The sequence below is a fragment of the Paenibacillus xylanivorans genome (assembly GCF_001280595.1).
Classification (GTDB): Bacteria; Bacillota; Bacilli; order Paenibacillales; family Paenibacillaceae; genus Paenibacillus; species Paenibacillus xylanivorans.
Genome location: NZ_LITU01000055.1, coordinates 105,872 through 125,245, shown reverse-complemented (window position 1 = coordinate 125,245; position 19,374 = coordinate 105,872). Strand labels below are relative to the sequence as shown.

The window sequence follows — 19,374 nt, the reverse complement described above, 5'->3', positions numbered from 1 at the left end:
AATGTCCTTTACAAAGGGTACACTTTAATTATTGGAATGGTTTTTTGTTCTTGGAACAGAAGTTTATGCTCAAAGCGATGCAAGCTGGGTATGTAGAATAAAAAAATATCTCATTCAGATATTGGGCGTGCTTGAGAATTTGAAGCTCAAAAATGAACAATCCCCTGTTGATTTAGTACTGGAATATATACACACCAATTATTCCAATAAAACCACCTTGGAAGACTTAACGAAATGCGCACACTTGAATCGAGTATCACTTAATAAGATGTTTCAGGAAAGATGCGGATATACAGCAATGGGATATTTGCTGTCGCACCGCTTGAAAGTTGCGGCGGATCTTCTCACCCACACAGGGATGAACTTGAACGACATTGCACGTGCCACCGGGTTTGAGTATGACACGTACTTCATCAAACAATTTACGGCTAAGAGAGGGTTGTCTCCAACCGAATACCGGAATACCTCCCGCCAGTTCGCTTCTTCTCAATAAGGGATTGTTCATTAATAATTCGGCTAATTCTCGGCGGTATTCGGATTACGTGTGCTTCTTCCAGCCGAAAGAAAACCCATGAGCGTGAACGGAGTATCGCTGCCAGTTGACGGGTTTAATTGCACATATTCCAATGGTCTGAGGCAACATAGCTGGCGCATTCCCCGACGCATTGTTCCCCACCGGTGAATGCACAATTTCCTCCTGAACGTTTTAAAGCCTTCGCCGTCTCAACCGAAATATGCTCCTTTTGCTCCCCAATCTGCCCAAGCAGCTGTTGCGACAGTTCTGCGCTGATCATTTTTAGCGCTTGCCCCAATACTTGTGTTACTACCGACGAGGCTTGAGTGCACATACCCTCGTTGGCGATGATCTTCACATTAGGTGAATTGGCGAAGAAGTTGCCAAAGAGAGCAATTCGCTGCTCGGATCAAGTAATACCGCTACATAATATTGGCGTTTATCCATCCCCTCCCTAGCTGTTTCCTCAGAATCCACAACATGTAAAATAAAGGGCAGCGCGGGTTCGAAGCAATATCTCCTGAATCATTTTCCCTACCGCAAGCGTTCTTTTACTTTGCATCAGCGATAGTTTCCAAATCACCTGCGGCAGTATACGTATAATAGGTGATATTTTGTTTAGGAAGCACGTGGTTCAGATCATCATAGGTATACTTCGTAACATTTTAACCCCATCCGTTTGAGTCAGAACATTTCCTTTACTATCGGCCGTCTGTTGAGCAGATGTCCCATCTGAATTGGTTACCTTTGTTACATTGTAATTTGCATCCAGGACATTCTGGGTTACCTCACCTGTTACATCTTGGATTTTCTCAGCCCCGAAGTTAGAGTTTAGCGTATTGAGCGTATCGGAACATGTTCTTGTCCTTGGCTCGGGACACGAACTTGTACCGATAAAATAAAAAAAGCCGCTAAAATAGCGACTTTAAAGTGAAGTGCATCCCTTAGAATAGACATTGGAAAAAAAACCTGATTTATCCGATGAAATCTAAGGGATGCATTTTAATGCCAGTGAAAAGAGGACAGTAAAAAGTATTTATATGAGATTAAGGTCGAGGGCATACGCTTACACGTCAACAAAGGCTGGACTTACGGCAGAATCATGGAGAAGTGGTATCCCAAAACGACACTGGCTCAAAATATAGACTGCATCTCATTCAAGTTGCCTAGCTTTTTTTAAAATGTCCTCTACAAAGGATATAGTTCAATAATATTGGTATTATTTTTTTAAAGGTATATGAAACCAAAAGGAGTGCTCATTCCCTTTTGATCGCAACCCTGCTTTTCCACCCTGCTGCTCAATAATTTCCTTCACTAAAGATAACCCTAATCCTGATCCTCCTGAATCCCTACTGCGGGATGAATCTACCCGATAGAATCTCTCGAATATTAGAGATTCATGTTCTTCAGGAATCGGCTGGCCTAAATTCTTGACGATTATTTGGTAGTTTGACTCCTTCCGCTTCCCTGTAATCTCAACCCATCCACCCTGATCATATTGCAGTACATTGGTCAGAAGATTATGAAGCACCTGTTTTAACCCATCTTCATCTCCTACTACTTTCGCTGCTTCAGTCTTGAGATCAATAATGACCCCTCTATTCTTGAACTCCAATGAAAAGTGATCCATACAGGATTCAATCAGCTTTTCTATAGAGAGTACATTCATCTTATTCTCATTAGAAATCTTCTTTCCTTGCCACACATTCAATTGGTGTAACTGCTCAACTAAACGGGTAATGCGTATCGATTCTTCATGAATGGATTCGAATAGCTCTTTATTGCCCGGAATAACGCCTGTGCTTAAAGCTTCCAAATATCCGTTTATATTCGTTAATGGGGTCCGCAGTTCATGTGAGATATCAGACAGCATTTTTTTTCTTAAATCCTCTACCCGTTTCAATTTCATGCTCAATTGATTAAAGTCAGCCGTTAACAGACCAATTTCATCGTGAACACGAATTGATAAGGGGTTTGGCATTTCCCCTTGAGCCATTTGTCGCGTTGCATGACCCAATTCCTTGAGAGGAAGAATCAACTTTTTTACTAAAAAGTAGTGGATGAACGCTGCAATCAACACAGCCGTCAGACTTGCTTTAATTAAAAAAGTCTGCATCGTTTGAGTGAAAATGGCGCTTTCTTCTGGAGTCACAGACGGGGAATTAGCAAACAACAGACAAGCATAGTCTTTTACCGAAACTCCTGCGAGCCAAATGGCAATACCAATGACCGCGACATTGATCAGTGTAAATTTCCACATGATGTTGATTCGTAATGGATTATTTTTGAAAAGCAACAAAGCGATACCCCATTCCTCGAATAGTTTCGATTAGTTCGTTGTCCCCATCCCACATCAGTTTTTCTCTCAATCTACCTATATGAACATCGATCGACCTTTCTGTTACTGCCTTTTCATTATTGGGATACAGTTCATCAATGATCTGTTCCCTAGTTAGAATTTGATTGGGATGCACCATTAGAAAATACAAAAGACGGAACTCATGCTGTGTGAGTTGAATGGTTTCCCCTTTATAGTGTACTTCACCCCGTAACTGTTTGATGGTTACTCCGCGGTACGTAAGTTTGCTACACCGCTGGCCCGTCCTCCGCAGAATGGATTCTACCCGTGCAACCAGTTCACCCGGACTAAACGGTTTCGTTACATAATCATCGGCTCCCGATTTTAATCCTTCGATCCGGCTATGTTCCTCTACTTTAGCTGTTAACATAATAATAGGAATTTCTTCTTTCAAATCTGCTCGAATACTCTTACAGACTTCTTCACCACTTATTTTCGGAAGCATTAAATCCAGAATAACAAGGCAAGGGTCATATTTTTTAAAGGCATCTAGAGCTTCCTCCCCATCTCCAGCCTCATATACTTCATACCCTTCCTTTTCCAGGTACAAGACGATCAGCTTTCGAATTTTCACATCATCTTCTACTACTAAAATCCCGGTTCCCTCTATTGTCATTCCCAATACCTCCAAATTTACTTAGCGTATTTCTTTAACTAGTTTTTCCATCATTTCATAATTCATTGGACCTGTAACTTTTTGCTGAATAATGCCCTGCGAATCAATGATATAGCTCGTAGGAAGCGCATAAACTTGGTATATTTCCCCTATTTTATTTTGCTTATCCAATAAAACTGGGAATGTAATCCCAAATTCATCTAAAAACTCTGGAATTCTATCTACACTTTTCTCTGAAGTTGTCATATTTATAGCAATTACTGAGGTATTTTCATCTTTATACTTATCATAAAATTTTTGCATATCCGGCATTTCTGCTCTACACGGCGGGCACCAGGTTGCCCACATATTGACGATTACCTTTTGTCCTCTAAAATCAGAAAGCTTAAAACTTTTACCATCCAGACTATTTAACTCAAAGTCTGGTGCAATGTTCCCTTGGTTAATACCAATACTCAGTGAGGAGTCATCTATTCCCTCCATTGCTTGTTCGCTACTAGCCAAGCTTGCTTGACGTTCATCATTTTTCTTACTTGTATCGTAAATTCCCCACCCAACTAAACCGAGCAGGATAACAATGACGATAATATTTTTTTTCATAGGAAAGATCATCCTCTCTTATTAGAACATTGGCGCGAAGGAAGCAAGCCATGCACTTAACTTTTGCAATTGGCCCGAAAATAAAAGCAAGCCCATCGCGATCAAAATCCATCCGTTCAGCAGAGCCAAACGCGGTAACCATTTATTTATTTTTCTCATGATACCCTTAGATTTCGTAATCAAGATTGATATCAATAAAAAAGGAACTCCTAAACCCAACGAATAAAACAACAATAAAAAGATTCCATTGTACATCGTTTCAGAAGATCCGGCCAACAGCAAAATTGAAGATAAAGCCAGACCGACGCAAGGTGTCCAACCCGTTCCAAAAGCAACTCCCACGACAAATGAATTCCACCCGCTTCCGTTCTTTGGAGCTTTGGTTTCCCGCTGTTTTTGAAACATGAGAAAACGAAGATTTAAAATCCCTGCAATCTGTAGGCCGAATATAATAATGAGTAGTCCACTAATCTTTTCTAGCAACCCTCGATTCGCAGCGAAGATTTGTCCAATCATACTTGCGGAAGCACCCATAAGCAGGAAAACCACAGTAAAACCAAGGATAAAGAGAGTGGAACGAATCATCAGTGTTCTATTTGAAACACTTGTTTTCTCTCCACTCCCATAAGAGCCTGTAAGATTAGCAAGATAAGCAGGCAAAAGCGGAAAAATACAGGGTGAAAAAAAGGATAGCGCCCCTGCCGCTAAAGCAAATAAAATTGAAATATTGTCCATTTGTAATTCCTCCAGCAAAGTATACCTAACAACCATAACGCAGGATTGTTAAGATTCATTAAAGCTCTCTTTTTTTATAAAGTTGTGAATAATCAAACAGCATAGAGCAACAGCCAAAAAAACAAGCTGCTCACTAGATAATCCTAAGAACACTACTACAGAAAAGCTTTTAAAAAAGTAACTTAAAATCTGTCCGATGCTGAACCAAAGAATAAGTTGATTGATTTCTTGTGGCTTTTCAAAGCCCTTTTTTCTGCAATACATCCAAACCAATAGTACGATTGCCAAAACAATTTGACTCAGATCAAACAGAAATGATGATGTTGTCGGATTGTTAAAGATGAGCTGGAACATAGAATAGAACATTATATAAGATAATAAGCCTACCGCCAATACTGTCGTATACACCCAAAAGGTAATTCTGCGCTTGCTACTTTGAATAGATAAGAAGATAAGAACTACAATCGCCGATAGCAAGATCCCACGCTCACCCCCGGTAAAATAAAGAATGTAGTACGGATTATTCAAAACCGTGACGGGATTAAAAATAATCACACTAAACTTCCAGATCAAGAATGCCCATAAAAGTACATTGGTTATATCATTTAGAATAGGCTTGCTAAAATCGCTCTTTCCCTTCAACCAATATTTCATGGCTATATAAGCTGCAAGTGCAGAGAACGCCATCGCGATCCAATTGTATTTAATTATCAGCGGCCCCCAAACGATAGCTTCTTGCATCATGTTTCCTCCCCTTCTTTACAATTACTTTCTACTCTACAGCCTAATTGTTAAGATTCGTTTAACTAGAATAAACCTACTATTAGGCATCTAGCCTATCAGTAGGTTTATGTTCTTTATATGAATTTAGTTGATTGTGAAGCTTCATACAGTATGATAAATAAAAGTTATATAGTTTAGTTTCAATCGTTTTTCGAGGGCATTACACATCATTGTTCTTTACAAAGTACTGTTTAAAAAAAACGAGGAGCTCGCATGACTGATCTACAAAAGAAAGCAACGTAGCAAACCGTTCGCATTTTCATTGACATGCAAACTCCTTTCTTTGATAAGCCGTGACTGTGAGGAAGGTCCCTGGATTACTGTGAGATCGCTACACAGAACGCTCAGCAATAGAAGTAAGACTTAGCCCATCTCGTGTTCCCCCATAAATAAAATCTGTCGTCTTTTCTCATTATGACATGGTGTCATTATTATTGTTGACGTGTGACACGGTGTCATATATAATTCACTAACCAGCCATTATGACACAGTGTCACTTATTAAGATTGGAGGTTTATATTTGCCAAAAAAAACATTTTTTCACTTATCTAAGGATAAACAGGACACTTTAATTCAATGTGCCAAAAGGGAATTTTCTCGAGTTCCATTACACGAAGCATCCATCGCTAATATTATCAAAGACGCGGGAATCTCCAGAGGAAGTTTTTATCAATACTTCGAGGAAAAAGAGGATCTATATTATTATCTGTTGAACCAGTCTTCACAGAAAAATAATGAACGATTTATCGCGGCTTTAAAGGAGAAAAATGGAGATATCTTTGAAGCTTTTATCGTTTCATTTCAATTTATGATTCAGAATCACACAAATCAAGAACACAAAAACTTTTTCAGAAATGTCTTTTTAAATATGAATTATAAAACGGAAAAAACATTTACGAATAATTTGTATGAAGAAAATCTAAAAAATCAGCTTTTACCTATTATTAGCTTAATGAATACGGAAAATTTAAATATACAAGGGGAACGGGAACTGCAGCATATTCTAAAAATCATTATTGCCGTAACTTTTGATAACCTTATTCAAGTATTCGTAAAGGATTTGTCGTATGAAGAAGCGTTAAAAAATTATGGTGAGCAAATGGATTTGTTAAAAAGAGGATTTAAAAAAATTTAATAAACAGATGTTTATACAAAAATATTTAAACGACCTAAGCGATTAAATGAAGTGCGAAAAAGGAGAAAACAAATATATGGATTCAGCTTTACAAGAAAAAAAACCACCCTATTTAATGATTGCGATTCTTTTTATTGGTGCATTTGTTTCATTTCTAAATAACTCGCTCTTAAATGTAGCGTTGCCATCCATCATGGTGGATTTAAACATTAAAGACTATTCCACGATTCAGTGGCTTTCTACTGGCTATATGCTTGTCAGTGGTATATTAATTCCGGCGTCAGCATTTTTATTAACACGTTTCTCCAATAGAAGTTTATTTATTACCTCCATGGCTATTTTCACTTTAGGTACAGCCATAGCAGCAGTTGCACCAAATTTTAGTTTATTACTTACAGGAAGAATGGTTCAAGCAGCAGGCTCCTCAGTAATGGGACCTCTGTTAATGAATATTATGCTGGTAAGTTTCCCCCGAGAAAAACGCGGAACAGCAATGGGTATTTTCGGATTAGTTATGATTACCGCCCCTGCAATCGGGCCGACATTATCAGGTTTCATTGTAGAATATTATGACTGGCGTTTACTTTTCGAAATGATTTTACCATTAGCCGTCATTAGTTTACTGCTAGGAATTTGGAAATCCAAAAATGTAATGCAGCAAAACAAAAATGCAACACTGGACTATTTTTCAATCATATTATCTTCGATCGGTTTTGGTGGTTTGTTATATGGGTTCAGCTCTGCAAGTTCAGATGGCTGGACAGATCAAGTTGTCTTAATCACTTTAATCGTTGGAGCTATTGCTCTGATCGCCTTCGTTGTGCGTCAATTAAAAATGGATACACCATTATTAGATTTACGGGTTTATAAGTATCCCATGTTTGCCCTTGGCTCTGTTATTGCGATTGTAAACGCAGTGGCGATGTTTTCCGGAATGATTTTAACACCGGCATACGTACAAAACGTAAGAGGTATTACACCACTTGATTCAGGTTTAATGATGTTGCCTGGTGCAATAATCATGGGGATTATGTCACCTATTACAGGTAGACTATTTGATAAATACGGCCCACGTGTTCTTGGCGTAATCGGGCTTACGATTACAGCTATCTCAACGTACATGTTGGCAAACCTGCAAATCGACTCTAGTCACGCCTATATTATCCTTGTATACACTCTGCGTATGTTTGGTATGGCAATGGTGATGATGCCTATTATGACAAACGGTCTTAATCAATTGCCAACACGCTTAAATCCACATGGTACGGCTGTTAACAATACAGCTCAGCAAGTGTCCGGTTCAATTGGTACGGCTATTCTGATTACGATTATGAATTCTGTGACAAAAACAAAAGCTGAAGATTTAATGACTGGTGTTGATCCAACAACTCTGACAGCAGCCAATAAAGCTTTATTAACCCAAGAAGCGTTATTAGCCGGAATCCAATATTCATTCTATATCGCACTTGGCATTAATATTGTCGCATTAATATTAGTTTTCTTCATTAAACATGCGGAAGTAAGTGATGAACGTTTCGAGACGTCAAAAAATCAACAAGGTAAGACTGAAACAAAACCCGCGGTAAATTAATGAAAAGCATCCCGGTTATTCGTTAAAAGATAATTTCTCGCTTTATCAGAGCAAGGAGCCGCTTTTTAACACGTCCATGCTCTCGCTCAAGCAAGCCCCTCTCGGTCATTTTTCGAGAGGGGCTTCTTATGTAATCTTCCAAACTAACCTGCCCGTTAATCAAGAAGAGCTTCGAAACTTATGTAACACCACTTCTTCAAAAGAAAGAAGGCCTCCTTAATCCTTATAGTCCCACGATTGGGATATTGGGTTGGATATAAGAACAGGAAACAATTAAATTTCAGTAGATTATATATCAGACTAAAGACGCTCCAAGAGCGAATCTTGAGCGTCTTTTCCATCTGAAGCGTACGTTTAATTGCCGTGCGAAAGGTACTGTACTACATATCACAAAAACGGCTTAACACCTGAATAATTTGTTCCTTACTCATCGGGGCATCATGCCCTGGAACATAGGTAGTAAAAGAAAGCTCTTTTAAAAATTCAACATATGCTCTCATTTTAATGGGATCAATCTTGCCTTCCCCATGATAGTAATCTCCACTATGTGCATCACCTGCAAATAAATTTCCGTCTTCTTTTAAATATACAACACAAGAATCTTCCTCATGGGGTCCGCCTACCTTTAGCATCTGGCAAATGGTCCCCCCCAAGTCCAGCGTTAAAGAATTCTCAAACATAATCGAGCCAGTACTAACTACAATATCATCAAACGTGTCGTATTCTTCTTTCATACAATTATAGGTAAATTCTATTTCTTCTTTTGTCTCCAAGCGATTCAAAACAGATTCTTCATCCCATTCCCAGATTTTCAATCGTTGAAGTACTTCATTCGTGGCTGATGACATTATGGTTTCTCCATCAAACGCATGCATGCCAAATGTATGATCCCAATGCTAGTGGGTGATCAAAGCATATTGGGGACGTGGCAGGTCCTGATCATCCAGACACTTTATAAATGCATCGAAATGCGATTTGGAGTTGCCACAGTCAATCATAATGGAGAAGTTTTTTCCTGAAACATATCCTAGAACAGGTCTGTCTGTTTCTCTGACACTTTCGGAATAATACGTAGATTCATTTGTTTCTTTTAGTTCCATAATATAGTTTTTAATCCTTTATGATACAAACTAAGCATGTAGTATACAAAATCACTCATGCCAAAAAGGAAAAAATGAGTTACAAAATTAAATAAGGGAATGATCACCGGCCCAAGGGTGGATACTTCCAACTCCCATGACCCTAATACTCTTTTGCTCTATTTTTCATGGTGAATGCCCTTCTCGTATTAAAGACTCCGACTTTTTTTCTTTCCCATTAAAATAGAAATCACTGCGAATACAGTCGCAAGTATGACGATTAAACTACCAATCCATCCGATCGACGACAAGCTTAACTGCTCTACAACCACTCCGCCCAAAGCTGCACCCAGGGCAACACCAAGGTGGAAGGCGGATGAGTTCAAGCTCAGTATAATTTCGGTTGATTTAGGAGCTATAGTTACAAGATAGAACTGTTGTGCAGGAGCAGTTGTCCAAGCTCCAAGCATCCAGAGTGCAAGAATAAACATGGCACCTACAAAAGTAACCGCAGCCAACGGCAGGAAGAACAAGGCAATAACATGAATCAACAGACTGACAATCAGTGTAGGGGCAATTCCCCATTTGTCAGCGCCGTAGCCTCCAACACGTGCTCCAACAACAGCCATTAAACCCATACCAAGCAAGACAAGACTAATGGTATTGCTATTGAGCCCAGCATTTTCCCGTAGTAACGGCGCAATGTATGTGGAGACAACGGAGTAACCGGTAATAAAGAACAAGGAAGCTAATAAACCGCTGATTACTTTGAAATCTTTGAGAATAGCCAATTGCTTGGATAAAGGAATCGTTTCTTGTCCAGACATTTTAGGTATCGCTTTTACAATCGCAATAATAGGAATGAACGTGATAATCCCAAGAATTGCGAAGATCCAGCGCCACCCTATATATTCACCGATTAAGGTTCCTAAAGGAAGGCCGACAACGAGCGCAAGACTCGTACCCATCAAGATCGTGCCAATCGCACTTCCTCTTTTCTCTGGAGGAGCAATTTGTGCTGCAATCCCCAAAGCCACTACCGCGAATACCCCGGCGCTCACACCCAAAATAGCACGGGATATCATCAATATCGTAAAGTTAGGGCTAAGGACAGCAATGACATTACCAATAATGAAGATAAGAAGTGCTATAAACAGCAGCTTTTTTCGATCTATTTTTGAAGTGATCGCGATTAAAATTGGCGTTCCTACCGCGTAAGCTATAGAATACATCGCAACCAATTGTCCAGCCAAGCCAATAGAGACATTTATATCAGTGGCAACCATGTCCAGAATACCTGTAATAATTGATTCGGCTGTACCAACCACGGTTGCGCCTAATGCAAGCAAGTAAATAATCCATTTGTAGTTCTTCATGGAAGAATTGATCCCCTAATCTATTGTTTTATTATTTGAAATAACACACTTTCTTCTTTTGGATTACTTCTCACCCTATGGGAATCCATGCTTTGAAATTTTGATTGCAAAAAAAATGAAAATCACCCCCTTAAGTTTATCGAACGATCGATCAAAATACTCCAAAAAATTAATTGAACGATCGATCAATTCAAATCAAAAAAAGAGCTGACTACACTTTAATAGCATCCCAGCTCATTTGAATCATTTTCTCAATGTTTATTGGACTCAACTCATACGCCCCATTTAAATACTCTTTTCCCATTTCAACAAAAGGTAGACAAGAGTAAGTAACCAATAGATTCGTTTCCAGATCCTTAAATAAACCTTCTTTAATTCCCCTTTCAAACAAAGGATACATCGGCTTAAACACACCACCATTTTGATCCTTACATTTCTGACGTATAAAAGGTGAGTCGATAAACTGTTCCATTAACAAGAAGCTGTCCTTATGATTCAAGATATAATTTGAATAATTTCGCAGAATATTCTCAAACCCCACTTTTACGGGTGTACTCTCTGTTACACCCTGAAACATGAGCTGGTGCATTTGATCTTTGAGCAGAAAATACAATTTGATCAGCATATCCTCTTTGCTTTCAAAATAAAAATAAATGATCGAAGAAGAGATTTTCGCCCTTTTAGCAATTTTTGAGATGGATATTTCAGAAAGGCCACTTTCATTCAGAAGTTCGATCGTTGCCTGATAAATAAGATTCACTTTGTTTTCGGATTTAGTTTTCATAATCAAAATATAATCGAACGATCGATCAATGTCAATAAACTACTGACATTTGCATTCGCATTGTAACTGATATGAAGTAAGACGTTACTTTAATACAATGTAAATCTAACGAAAGACAATGATGAAGCAGAGTAAGTTCTTCTTGTCCTCAGCTCGGAACACGAATATGATCCGGCACAATAAAAAAACCGCTATTTTAACGACTTTGTATTAAAATTGGTTTTTTGTAGGTTTGCTTACTTTAGTTGCGGGATGTGGGGCTGCATCTGGACAAAATCAAAACACGCAAAATCAAACTACTGCTAAAACGGAATCCCTCCTCTATATTGTCGTTGTAGTATAAAACGAATTCACTGAATTTCTTTTTGCAGGCTCAATAAAGCTAAACAACAAAGGATCATCTCTGAAATTCAGCGATAATCCTTTGCGTCGTTTTGTTTCTTTTCATGTTTTATATCCTCAAGCTTGAGGAACAATCGTAATTATACATGGAAATTTCTTGTTTGATCATTATACCTATGGAGCTACAAACCGGAATAAGTAGGATTGTTCATACGCAAACAGCAATTGATCTGCTACCTGGTTGTACCACTTTTTCCCATGAGATAAATCGACAAATCCGGGTGGTAACATGCGGCGCACGCTCACTTGAAATCCCGTCTGCATAAAGGCTTGGGATATGGTATCCAGTGTGTGATCTTGCATTGGAATTACAGCATGCCCATTAATACGCTCTCGTATTTCGGGCAAACTGGGATTGCTAGCGTAATCGGCAAAGGTTGCATAATACACACCGCCAGGTTTGAGGCAGGTTTTGATCTTCAAGGCATGTTCGTCCAGATCCGGAATCAAATACAATACGGCCAGACTATAAGCAAAATCAAACCGCTGAACAAACTGTTCAGGCTGTCCCGTAGCATGGAATTCAAGTGGCAGTTCTCCCTTGCGCTCCTTCGCAATTTGTATTGACTTGCGTGCCAGATCTGTTCCAATGCCTTCCTTGAAAGGTCGCATCTCATATAAAAGTCTTAGAAACCCTCCCTGGTTACAGCCAAAATCAAGGACACTGCAATCCTCCAGATTCTCCTCCGGAATGAAGTTAAGCACTCTTTTCCAGTGTGGAATATGATCATCCTCCATTCCCTGATCTCCTTCACCCGGATGATGCCACCACATGTCGTATAGCGTTTGTTCGTTCAAACGTATAACCTCCTTCATTTGAGATCCATAGGCCACAAATTTATCATGCTTTAGTTGAACCCCTTCGACTTGATAAAGCAATACAACCCGCAACAATAATCACGCCACCAATTACGGTCAGCATATCCGGAATCTCCTGCCAAAACATAAAACCAAACCATCCATTCAGGACAAGACCGAAATAACTGACAACTTGAACCACGATGGCGCTCTCATGTGTAAATGCGCGAGTCAGGAACACTTGTCCTAGCAGTGAAACCACCCCGATGGCCAGCAAGTACATCGATTGCATCACATTAGGCATGACAAATTGCTGCCCCATCAATGGCAACGCCACCAACGCGGATGTAGCGACAAAATAGAAAACAATTTCATAGGACGGGTGCGTTTTGCTCAAATAACGAATGGAGACTCCGGCTGCTGCCGAAAAGACAGCACTGCATATTCCTACCCAAGCATAGATTGAATAACTGGTGTACTCATGAGGCTTGATCAGGAGTATTGCACCCAGAAAAATAAAGGGCAGTATGCCAATAGTTCTGCGTGGGAGCCTCTCTTTTAGAAAGATAACGGATAGCAAAATCACAAATACGGGAGACATCTGCGCGAGTATGCTGGCATCCGTTAATGGAATCTTGGATAACGTAAAAAAATAGGCAAGCATGTACAATCCACCCAGAACACCTCTTAATGCGAGCATGGGAATTCCTGTTCTGGAAAGCGAAATCTGCCTGAAACGCATCAACACAAGGATTAGGATGGTTCCAATCAGCCCTCGGAAAAATGCAATCTCTGCTGGTGGAATCGTAGCACTAACCTCTTTTACAAGAACGTTCATCACGCTAAATACCAAAGATGAGAATAATGCGAACCAAACTCCATTTATTACTCCACTAAAAATAAAGTACGAGCTGCATAATAGAATAACTGCTTATGGATATGATTTAGCGGCAAACCTGACGAGAGACGAATGGGTCTCCCCCTTAATTTTAGCGTATCAAAAATAACCTAGAGCATCACTCTGCAGACCTTTGCCCCTTTCTCATTAAGTTCATCTGTAAATCAGACAGCAATGACACAAAATCCCTTACTACTCGGGACAAGAACTTGATCCCTTAAATCAAAAAAAGCCGCTAAATTAGCGACTTTCTATGGGTCCAAGGTTAGTCCTTCCACATTTAGCTGAAGCCATATGACTCATAATCATTTCGGCCGCCCGCTGGTAACCGCCAGCATGCCGTAAAGATTCACCGATGAGGAAAGCTTGCCGTTTATAAAACGAATTGTTCAGTACTTCTGCTAATGCCTCTCTCAAATCAGTGGCACTGAGATTATGTTTATTTAAAGTAATACCCGCTCCTAACTCTTCTACCCGATTGGCGACAAGAGGCTGATCCGATGTTAATGGAATCATCACCATCGGAACGTTGTAATAGAGCGCCTCACTCGTACTGTTCATTCCAGCATGTGTAATAAAAACATCCGTATGCTGCAGCATGTCCAACTGTGCAATGTATGGCTTGACGATAAAATTATGAGGGATTTGATCAGCCAGCGGCTCCATATCCGTGTATCTTCCTGAAGATAAAACAACATTTACTGGCAGATCCCCTAATGCTTCAAAGCAAAGCTGATAGAAATCCAAGTTTTTATTTAAGATAGTACCCATGGCAATGTAAACAGTTTGCGGGTAACGTTCACGAAGCATCTCGAACGAGAAGGTCGGGGCATCTTGACGCGGTATGATTGAAGGACCAGTGAAAATAAAACTATCGTCCAACTTTTCTGCCTGCGGCTGAAAATAATGGCTTGTATACACGAACTTTAACTGACCTGCATGTGCCGGAATCTCTTCCATGGCTGGAATACTCACATGAAACTCTTCGGCTAACTCACGTGTTATATTCATCGTAGCCTCATAAAGTTCCTTCGTCTCCTTCTCATTCAAGCCTGAGTCAGACCCCAGAGGCTCCACAAAAGCAAAGGAGGCAATCGAACACACCGCGGGAATTCCCAGTTTTTCTGCAAGAATAGTCCCTCCCCAGCCCATCAGGGAATCAAAGATCATATAATCGAACTTTTGATTTTCTATCACTCGAAGCACATCCGGGATTATCCTCCGAATGATACCGCTTACCATCATATGAATGAACTGATAAGAATGCTTGTACTCCTGGGGTTTCAACACTGGATCATGAGAGAAGGCATCTTGCGGAAATGGATAGGTAAGTATCTGGGCGCCGGTTTGTTCAATTCGGGAACGGTACTCCTCCGTGCACACATAGATGACTTCCTCACCATTGTTCGTCAACTGAGTAACTAATCCTAACGACGGATTCACATGTCCTTCAGCTGGAGTAATGACTACTAATACACGTGCCATCTTATCCACCTCCCAATGTAATTTGTCCCCCCGTTCTTCGTGATGTATTTAACGATGCGACCGTCATCCGTTACATGGGAATGTTCTCCTTCACCTGGCTGATCGGATGATGTTCTTGATGAACGAGTTGGGTAATTCGTAAGGATGCCAAGAAACTTAATAAGACCAATAGTAATTGGAGTGTTAACACTATCAAAACGCCTATCGATATACCCCATTGTAAAGTTTCCGACAAGGCGATCAGAGCACCACCAACTCCAATGCTTACTCCCATATAGAAAGAATCCACAAATTGCAGATTCGCGGACATTTCTCCTTCTTTCCTAGGCAAGGCATGTTGTAAAGCAATGGCTGCAGTTGTAGGGTTGGCCAATCCAACACCGAACCCTGTAATCATTTGTGAGAGAAGGATGAGTATAATTCCACCGTTCGACAAGATAAGGGCTAGGATCACAAGTATAGTTCCAGCGATCATAATCCCGATTCCCGTCATGACTCTACCCTTTTGGGCACGACCTTGATCTCGTACATCAAGCTTGGCTTGCAACCACGCTGCGGTGGACCAGCTCAAAGAACCTGCTGCTACAAGGAGGCCAGCAAGGTCTGCGGATAACCCCTTCACTTCGGTTAGTGCCAAGATCACAAAACTCTCCGTTGTAAAATAACAAGCAACATACAGCCCTCTGGAAACCAAAGTAGCAGGCAATCCTTTTTTCACCGAGAAAGTACCCTTAGGCAGCAGTTTGCGCATTTGTGGGATCATGACGAATAATCCACCCAAAGTGAGTACTATTCCTTTCCAATCGGTAATCATACCAAGTCCTGTGAGTAACAGCCCCGTTCCAACGGCAAGCAGAATCGCATGAATAGTCTTCGAGTCGGCTGTTGGTGCTGGACCTGCCAGAGTTTGCCGAATCTGCAAATCACGGAAAGAGCGGAATGTGAGACTCAATGCCAATCCAATCAAGGGTAGAACGATCCAGAAAACAAATCGCCACGAGATATAGGAAGCAATAAGGCCTGCCAGATAAGGCCCGATTAAGGAAGGTAGGACAAATGCCATGGAGAATGCGGCCAAGATTTGAGTACGAAGCGCATCCGGATATTGCAACGTCACACAGGTATAAACACATGTGATCAGGGCCCCCGCTCCAAAGCCTTGAAAGGCTCTACCTGCAATAAGCATGTGCATATCGAAAGAGACAGCCGCGACCACAGTTCCTAGCACAAAAACACTAAAAGACACCAGCATGGATGTGAAAACGCCGCGCTTGTCAACCTGCTGACCCATGACCAAGGTTCCAATAAGCTGAGATAACAAAAATGAGCTGAAGATCCAACCATATAAATGAATACCCTGCAAGCTCTGTGCCATTTTCGCGGCAATTGTCGTAATAGCCAGCCCCTCGAAAGCTACGGTTGCCAGAACCAGCACAATACCAATTGTAGGCGCCCTGTACTGAGTATCAAAAATCCCAATCTGGTTGTTGTTTGTCTTCCACACCTCCTTTACTAGATGGTTTTTATGGAAATATAAACCTTTTACATCCCGAATATACAATAGTTCAGTCTACTTTGTAAAGTTAAATGTTTAAAAAGTAGGAGCCTAGCTATTATCGTCCTCTTCTTACTCTTGCTTGTGTGATTTAACATCACGAAGGAATTAAACCGGTTGCGAAGCATACGATCGTTATAAATAAAAGTAGCGTTGCGCAGCAACACTTCTATATCCATTTGAAGGAAAAATTTTCACTCAAGTACATTCGCGAAACGAAAGACATCACCGTAGTTAAATTCGGTGATGTCTTTCTTGCGATAAAGCTGATTGGCTGTCTTCTTTGTTTTATTGCGCAATTGTTTCCCCGTTAGCTAAAGCCAGAGCCCAGTCTACAACTTTATTATTACGGTCTAGTTCTTTGTTTTTTCAGTGTTTCATTTCATCGAACACCAACTTATCTTTTGCATTTATCCGCCCCATGCGTTATTATTTTTTTATCGACAAATTTGCAGGTCTATATAAGGAGGTTCTCACGCCCATGTGCCCCCGTACCAAAGAACAAAATGAACTCATACGTATACAACGCAGAGAACAGATCCTGGATGTTGCCGCTCGCTCCTACTTTCGTACAGGCGGCAGCTTTGATATTCGGGACGTCGCCCGCGAGGCAGGGCTTGGTTACGGCACAGTATACCATTATTATCCCAACCGGCATTTATTAATAGAAGATGTGTTGGGAAGCGGCTTCGAGCGTTGCGAACAAGTTATTGTAAAATGGGCGAACATCAGTACTAGCCCCACGGGTGACAGGCAGTTATTGACGTATTGTAAAGCGCTGCTCCAGCTGTGGCAGTTAGACGCCCGCGCATATCTCGTCTACAAAATGGCGGCGGAACATTATACAGGCTTGCCTGAGAAGGATCGACACCACGCCAAGAAACGATTTACGGAACGGCTGTACGTTCCACTCCAATCGATTGCCCAGTGCGAAGACGACAGTATCGACCATATGCTTGCCGTGCTGATCGGCTGTTGTGGGATGCACTACTATGCGGGCAATTCTGACCTGGACGTCGATCGAATCGCCCTACTCGCTATGCAAGCTATTACGAAGGAGTCCTGATACGAACATGATCATCTTAAAAAGCAAGCATGAAATCGAATCCATCCGCAAGGCATGCCAAGTGGTGGCTGAATGCCATCGTATCATTGCCCCACTCATCAAACCGGGCATCACAACGAACGAGATTGAGCGCATATTCGAGGAGATTATTTTGAAGCACGGCGCCAAGCCATACGAGAAGGGCTACAAAGGCTATCCATATGCGACCTGCGCATCCGTTAACGACGTGATCGCGCATGGCTTCCCTAACAATAAGCCACTTGTGGAAGGTGATATCGTGACGATCGACACTGTCGCGGAGCTCGACGGCTGGCTCGGCGATTCAGCCTGGAGCTATGCGGTCGGGCAGATCTCTCCGACGGCCGAGAAATTGATGCGCGTCACGAAGGAATGTCTTGACCTGGGTATCGAGCAGGCGCAGCCCGGCAATCGACTTGGCGATGTGACAAGCACGATTCAGCGACATGCGGAATCACATGGCTTTGGCGTCGTGCGTGAGCTTCTCGCCCATGGTATCGGCCGCGACCTGCATGAGGAGCCGACTTATATGCATGTCGGAAAGCCCGGAAAAGGCCTACGAATCAAAGAAGGGATGGTGTTCACGATTGAGCCTATGATCACCGAAGGCACCTACTTCATGACAATCGATCCGGACGGCTGGACCGCACGAACGATGGACAACAAGCTCGCCGCCCAATACGAGCATACGATCGCCATCACGGCTGATGGTCCACAAATTCTGACCGAGCAATAGAATAATTAGAAGCCGACCACCGAAATGGTCGACTTCTTTTTTCGTATTCGGCATAGCATCTTTCTTTATTCGTTACAGGGTGAATGAATAAGGGAGGTCCCGTTCCCATCTTCAAGTCAAAGCAGGTTCGCGGACAGAGTGTCCACAGATCGTGATGAGGCTTCCGCTTGGACATGGATCATATTCAGCGCGCACAATTCATCTCAGGTGAACCGCGCAACAAATTCGGAAACGCCGAGTGACTCGCAACTGATCAAGTTGGTCAGTTGCTTTCTAGGTTTTATTGAGCTATCGTTTCACTTTAGTTCAATACACGTTGCCTTGTACAACTAAACACTCCTTTGAAGCTTAACATTAAATTCTGTCGTTGACGCAGTGACATACTCCAAATAATTCACAGAGCCGTTAAAGTTCAAATAAGCTTCATAACGCATGCGGATTCCAGGTAAAGTAATTAAATCCAGAACATTTCCCTTTGGAACCCACCTGCATTCGCTCGTTTCATTAGAAGTAGCTAACTCTCCACCCACGGCTTTACACACGAAATCAAACATGACCTTCGTAGGGACATCAGTCACACCGTCATATCACTTATGGATTGCTGTATTCGAAACAACACTAATTAAATGGCTAACCGTGACGTCTATTCCACTTTCCTCTTTGATTTCACGAATCACACCGTCAATCAGGTTTTCTCCCACTTCAGTTATCCCACCAGGATACACCCATCCATCGTCATGGGCTTTTACTAAAAGGATATTTCCATTTCCATCTTCTACAATTCCACCTGCAGATACAATATGAGTCGGAAACGCCATTTTACAACCTCCAAATAAGATAAATT

Annotated in this window: 17 protein-coding genes and 1 pseudogene; 5 read left to right on the top strand and 13 right to left on the bottom strand. The window is 41.3% G+C overall.

Annotation, left to right across the window (positions count from 1 at the left end; all coding sequences use genetic code 11):
- The first annotated feature begins 127 nt into the window (after nucleotides 1–127).
- Nucleotides 128–493 carry a helix-turn-helix domain-containing protein gene (locus AMS66_RS12640; protein WP_236703367.1) on the top strand — a complete coding sequence of 122 codons (366 nt, stop codon included), beginning with the start codon at nucleotides 128–130 and terminating at the stop codon, nucleotides 491–493.
- Nucleotides 494–1,733: 1,240 nt separating this feature from the next.
- On the opposite strand, the gene AMS66_RS12630 is transcribed toward AMS66_RS12640, so the two are convergent.
- Genes AMS66_RS12630 through AMS66_RS12610 form a run of 5 tightly spaced genes read right to left on the bottom strand, consistent with a single transcriptional unit; the run spans nucleotide 1,734 to nucleotide 5,568 of the window.
- Nucleotides 1,734–2,813, bottom strand: a complete 1,080-nt coding sequence (locus AMS66_RS12630) for a sensor histidine kinase (protein ID WP_236703365.1) — start codon at nucleotides 2,811–2,813, stop codon at nucleotides 1,734–1,736.
- Complete coding sequence (locus AMS66_RS12625) at nucleotides 2,794–3,489, bottom strand: response regulator transcription factor (protein ID WP_053781140.1); 696 nt, start codon at nucleotides 3,487–3,489, stop codon at nucleotides 2,794–2,796. The genes AMS66_RS12630 and AMS66_RS12625 overlap by 20 nt, the downstream gene beginning before the upstream one ends.
- Nucleotides 3,490–3,510: 21 nt before the next feature.
- Nucleotides 3,511–4,089 (bottom strand): peroxiredoxin family protein, encoded by a 579-nt coding sequence (locus tag AMS66_RS12620; protein ID WP_053781139.1) that lies wholly within the window; start codon nucleotides 4,087–4,089, stop codon nucleotides 3,511–3,513.
- Nucleotides 4,090–4,110: 21 nt separating this feature from the next.
- Entirely contained in the window at nucleotides 4,111–4,824 is a 714-nt protein-coding gene (locus AMS66_RS12615) for a cytochrome c biogenesis CcdA family protein (RefSeq protein ID WP_082350665.1), read from the bottom strand.
- A gap of 48 nt (nucleotides 4,825–4,872) precedes the next feature.
- Nucleotides 4,873–5,568, bottom strand: coding sequence for a hypothetical protein (locus AMS66_RS12610; RefSeq protein WP_144424480.1), 696 nt, complete (start codon nucleotides 5,566–5,568; stop codon nucleotides 4,873–4,875).
- Nucleotides 5,569–6,127: 559 nt separating this feature from the next.
- Here AMS66_RS12610 and AMS66_RS12605 point away from each other — a divergent pair.
- The gene (locus tag AMS66_RS12605; protein WP_053781137.1) at nucleotides 6,128–6,742 is read left to right on the top strand and encodes a TetR/AcrR family transcriptional regulator; all 615 of its coding nucleotides are present in this window, start codon (nucleotides 6,128–6,130) and stop codon (nucleotides 6,740–6,742) included.
- A gap of 76 nt (nucleotides 6,743–6,818) precedes the next feature.
- On the top strand, nucleotides 6,819–8,333 hold the full coding sequence (locus AMS66_RS12600; RefSeq protein WP_053781136.1) for a DHA2 family efflux MFS transporter permease subunit: 1,515 nt from the start codon (nucleotides 6,819–6,821) through the stop codon (nucleotides 8,331–8,333).
- Between the two features lie 380 nt (nucleotides 8,334–8,713).
- Here AMS66_RS12600 and AMS66_RS12595 read toward each other — a convergent pair.
- From AMS66_RS12595 to AMS66_RS12565, 7 genes and pseudogenes are all read right to left on the bottom strand, one after another.
- Nucleotides 8,714–9,217, bottom strand: a pseudogene (locus AMS66_RS12595) (hypothetical protein); the annotation flags it as partial.
- A 404-nt stretch (nucleotides 9,218–9,621) separates the two neighbouring features.
- Nucleotides 9,622–10,788, bottom strand: a complete 1,167-nt coding sequence (locus AMS66_RS12590) for an MFS transporter (protein ID WP_053781134.1) — start codon at nucleotides 10,786–10,788, stop codon at nucleotides 9,622–9,624.
- Nucleotides 10,789–10,999: 211 nt separating this feature from the next.
- Nucleotides 11,000–11,572, bottom strand: a complete 573-nt coding sequence (locus AMS66_RS12585; protein ID WP_053781147.1) for a TetR/AcrR family transcriptional regulator — start codon at nucleotides 11,570–11,572, stop codon at nucleotides 11,000–11,002.
- Between the two features lie 516 nt (nucleotides 11,573–12,088).
- Nucleotides 12,089–12,772, bottom strand: coding sequence for a class I SAM-dependent methyltransferase (locus AMS66_RS12580; RefSeq protein WP_053781133.1), 684 nt, complete (start codon nucleotides 12,770–12,772; stop codon nucleotides 12,089–12,091).
- Nucleotides 12,773–12,815: 43 nt separating this feature from the next.
- Nucleotides 12,816–13,658: a DMT family transporter gene (locus AMS66_RS12575; RefSeq protein ID WP_330219313.1), complete on the bottom strand. Its 843-nt coding sequence runs from the start codon at nucleotides 13,656–13,658 to the stop codon at nucleotides 12,816–12,818.
- 252 nt (nucleotides 13,659–13,910) lie between these two features.
- The gene (locus tag AMS66_RS12570; RefSeq protein WP_053781131.1) at nucleotides 13,911–15,155 is read right to left on the bottom strand and encodes a macrolide family glycosyltransferase; all 1,245 of its coding nucleotides are present in this window, start codon (nucleotides 15,153–15,155) and stop codon (nucleotides 13,911–13,913) included.
- A gap of 70 nt (nucleotides 15,156–15,225) precedes the next feature.
- Complete coding sequence (locus tag AMS66_RS12565; RefSeq protein ID WP_053781146.1) at nucleotides 15,226–16,659, bottom strand: MFS transporter; 1,434 nt, start codon at nucleotides 16,657–16,659, stop codon at nucleotides 15,226–15,228.
- A 532-nt stretch (nucleotides 16,660–17,191) separates the two neighbouring features.
- On the opposite strand from AMS66_RS12565, the gene AMS66_RS12560 reads away from it, so the two are divergent.
- Together AMS66_RS12560 and map are read left to right on the top strand one after the other, a co-directional pair.
- Nucleotides 17,192–17,776: a TetR/AcrR family transcriptional regulator gene (locus tag AMS66_RS12560; protein WP_053781130.1), complete on the top strand. Its 585-nt coding sequence runs from the start codon at nucleotides 17,192–17,194 to the stop codon at nucleotides 17,774–17,776.
- Between the two features lie 7 nt (nucleotides 17,777–17,783).
- The gene (gene map / locus AMS66_RS12555; RefSeq protein WP_053781129.1) at nucleotides 17,784–18,530 is read left to right on the top strand and encodes a type I methionyl aminopeptidase; all 747 of its coding nucleotides are present in this window, start codon (nucleotides 17,784–17,786) and stop codon (nucleotides 18,528–18,530) included.
- Nucleotides 18,531–19,117: 587 nt separating this feature from the next.
- Here the strand turns inward: map and AMS66_RS34545 are convergent.
- The coding region (locus AMS66_RS34545) for an NUDIX domain-containing protein (RefSeq protein ID WP_330219312.1) at nucleotides 19,118–19,374 on the bottom strand (257 nt) is incomplete at its 5' end.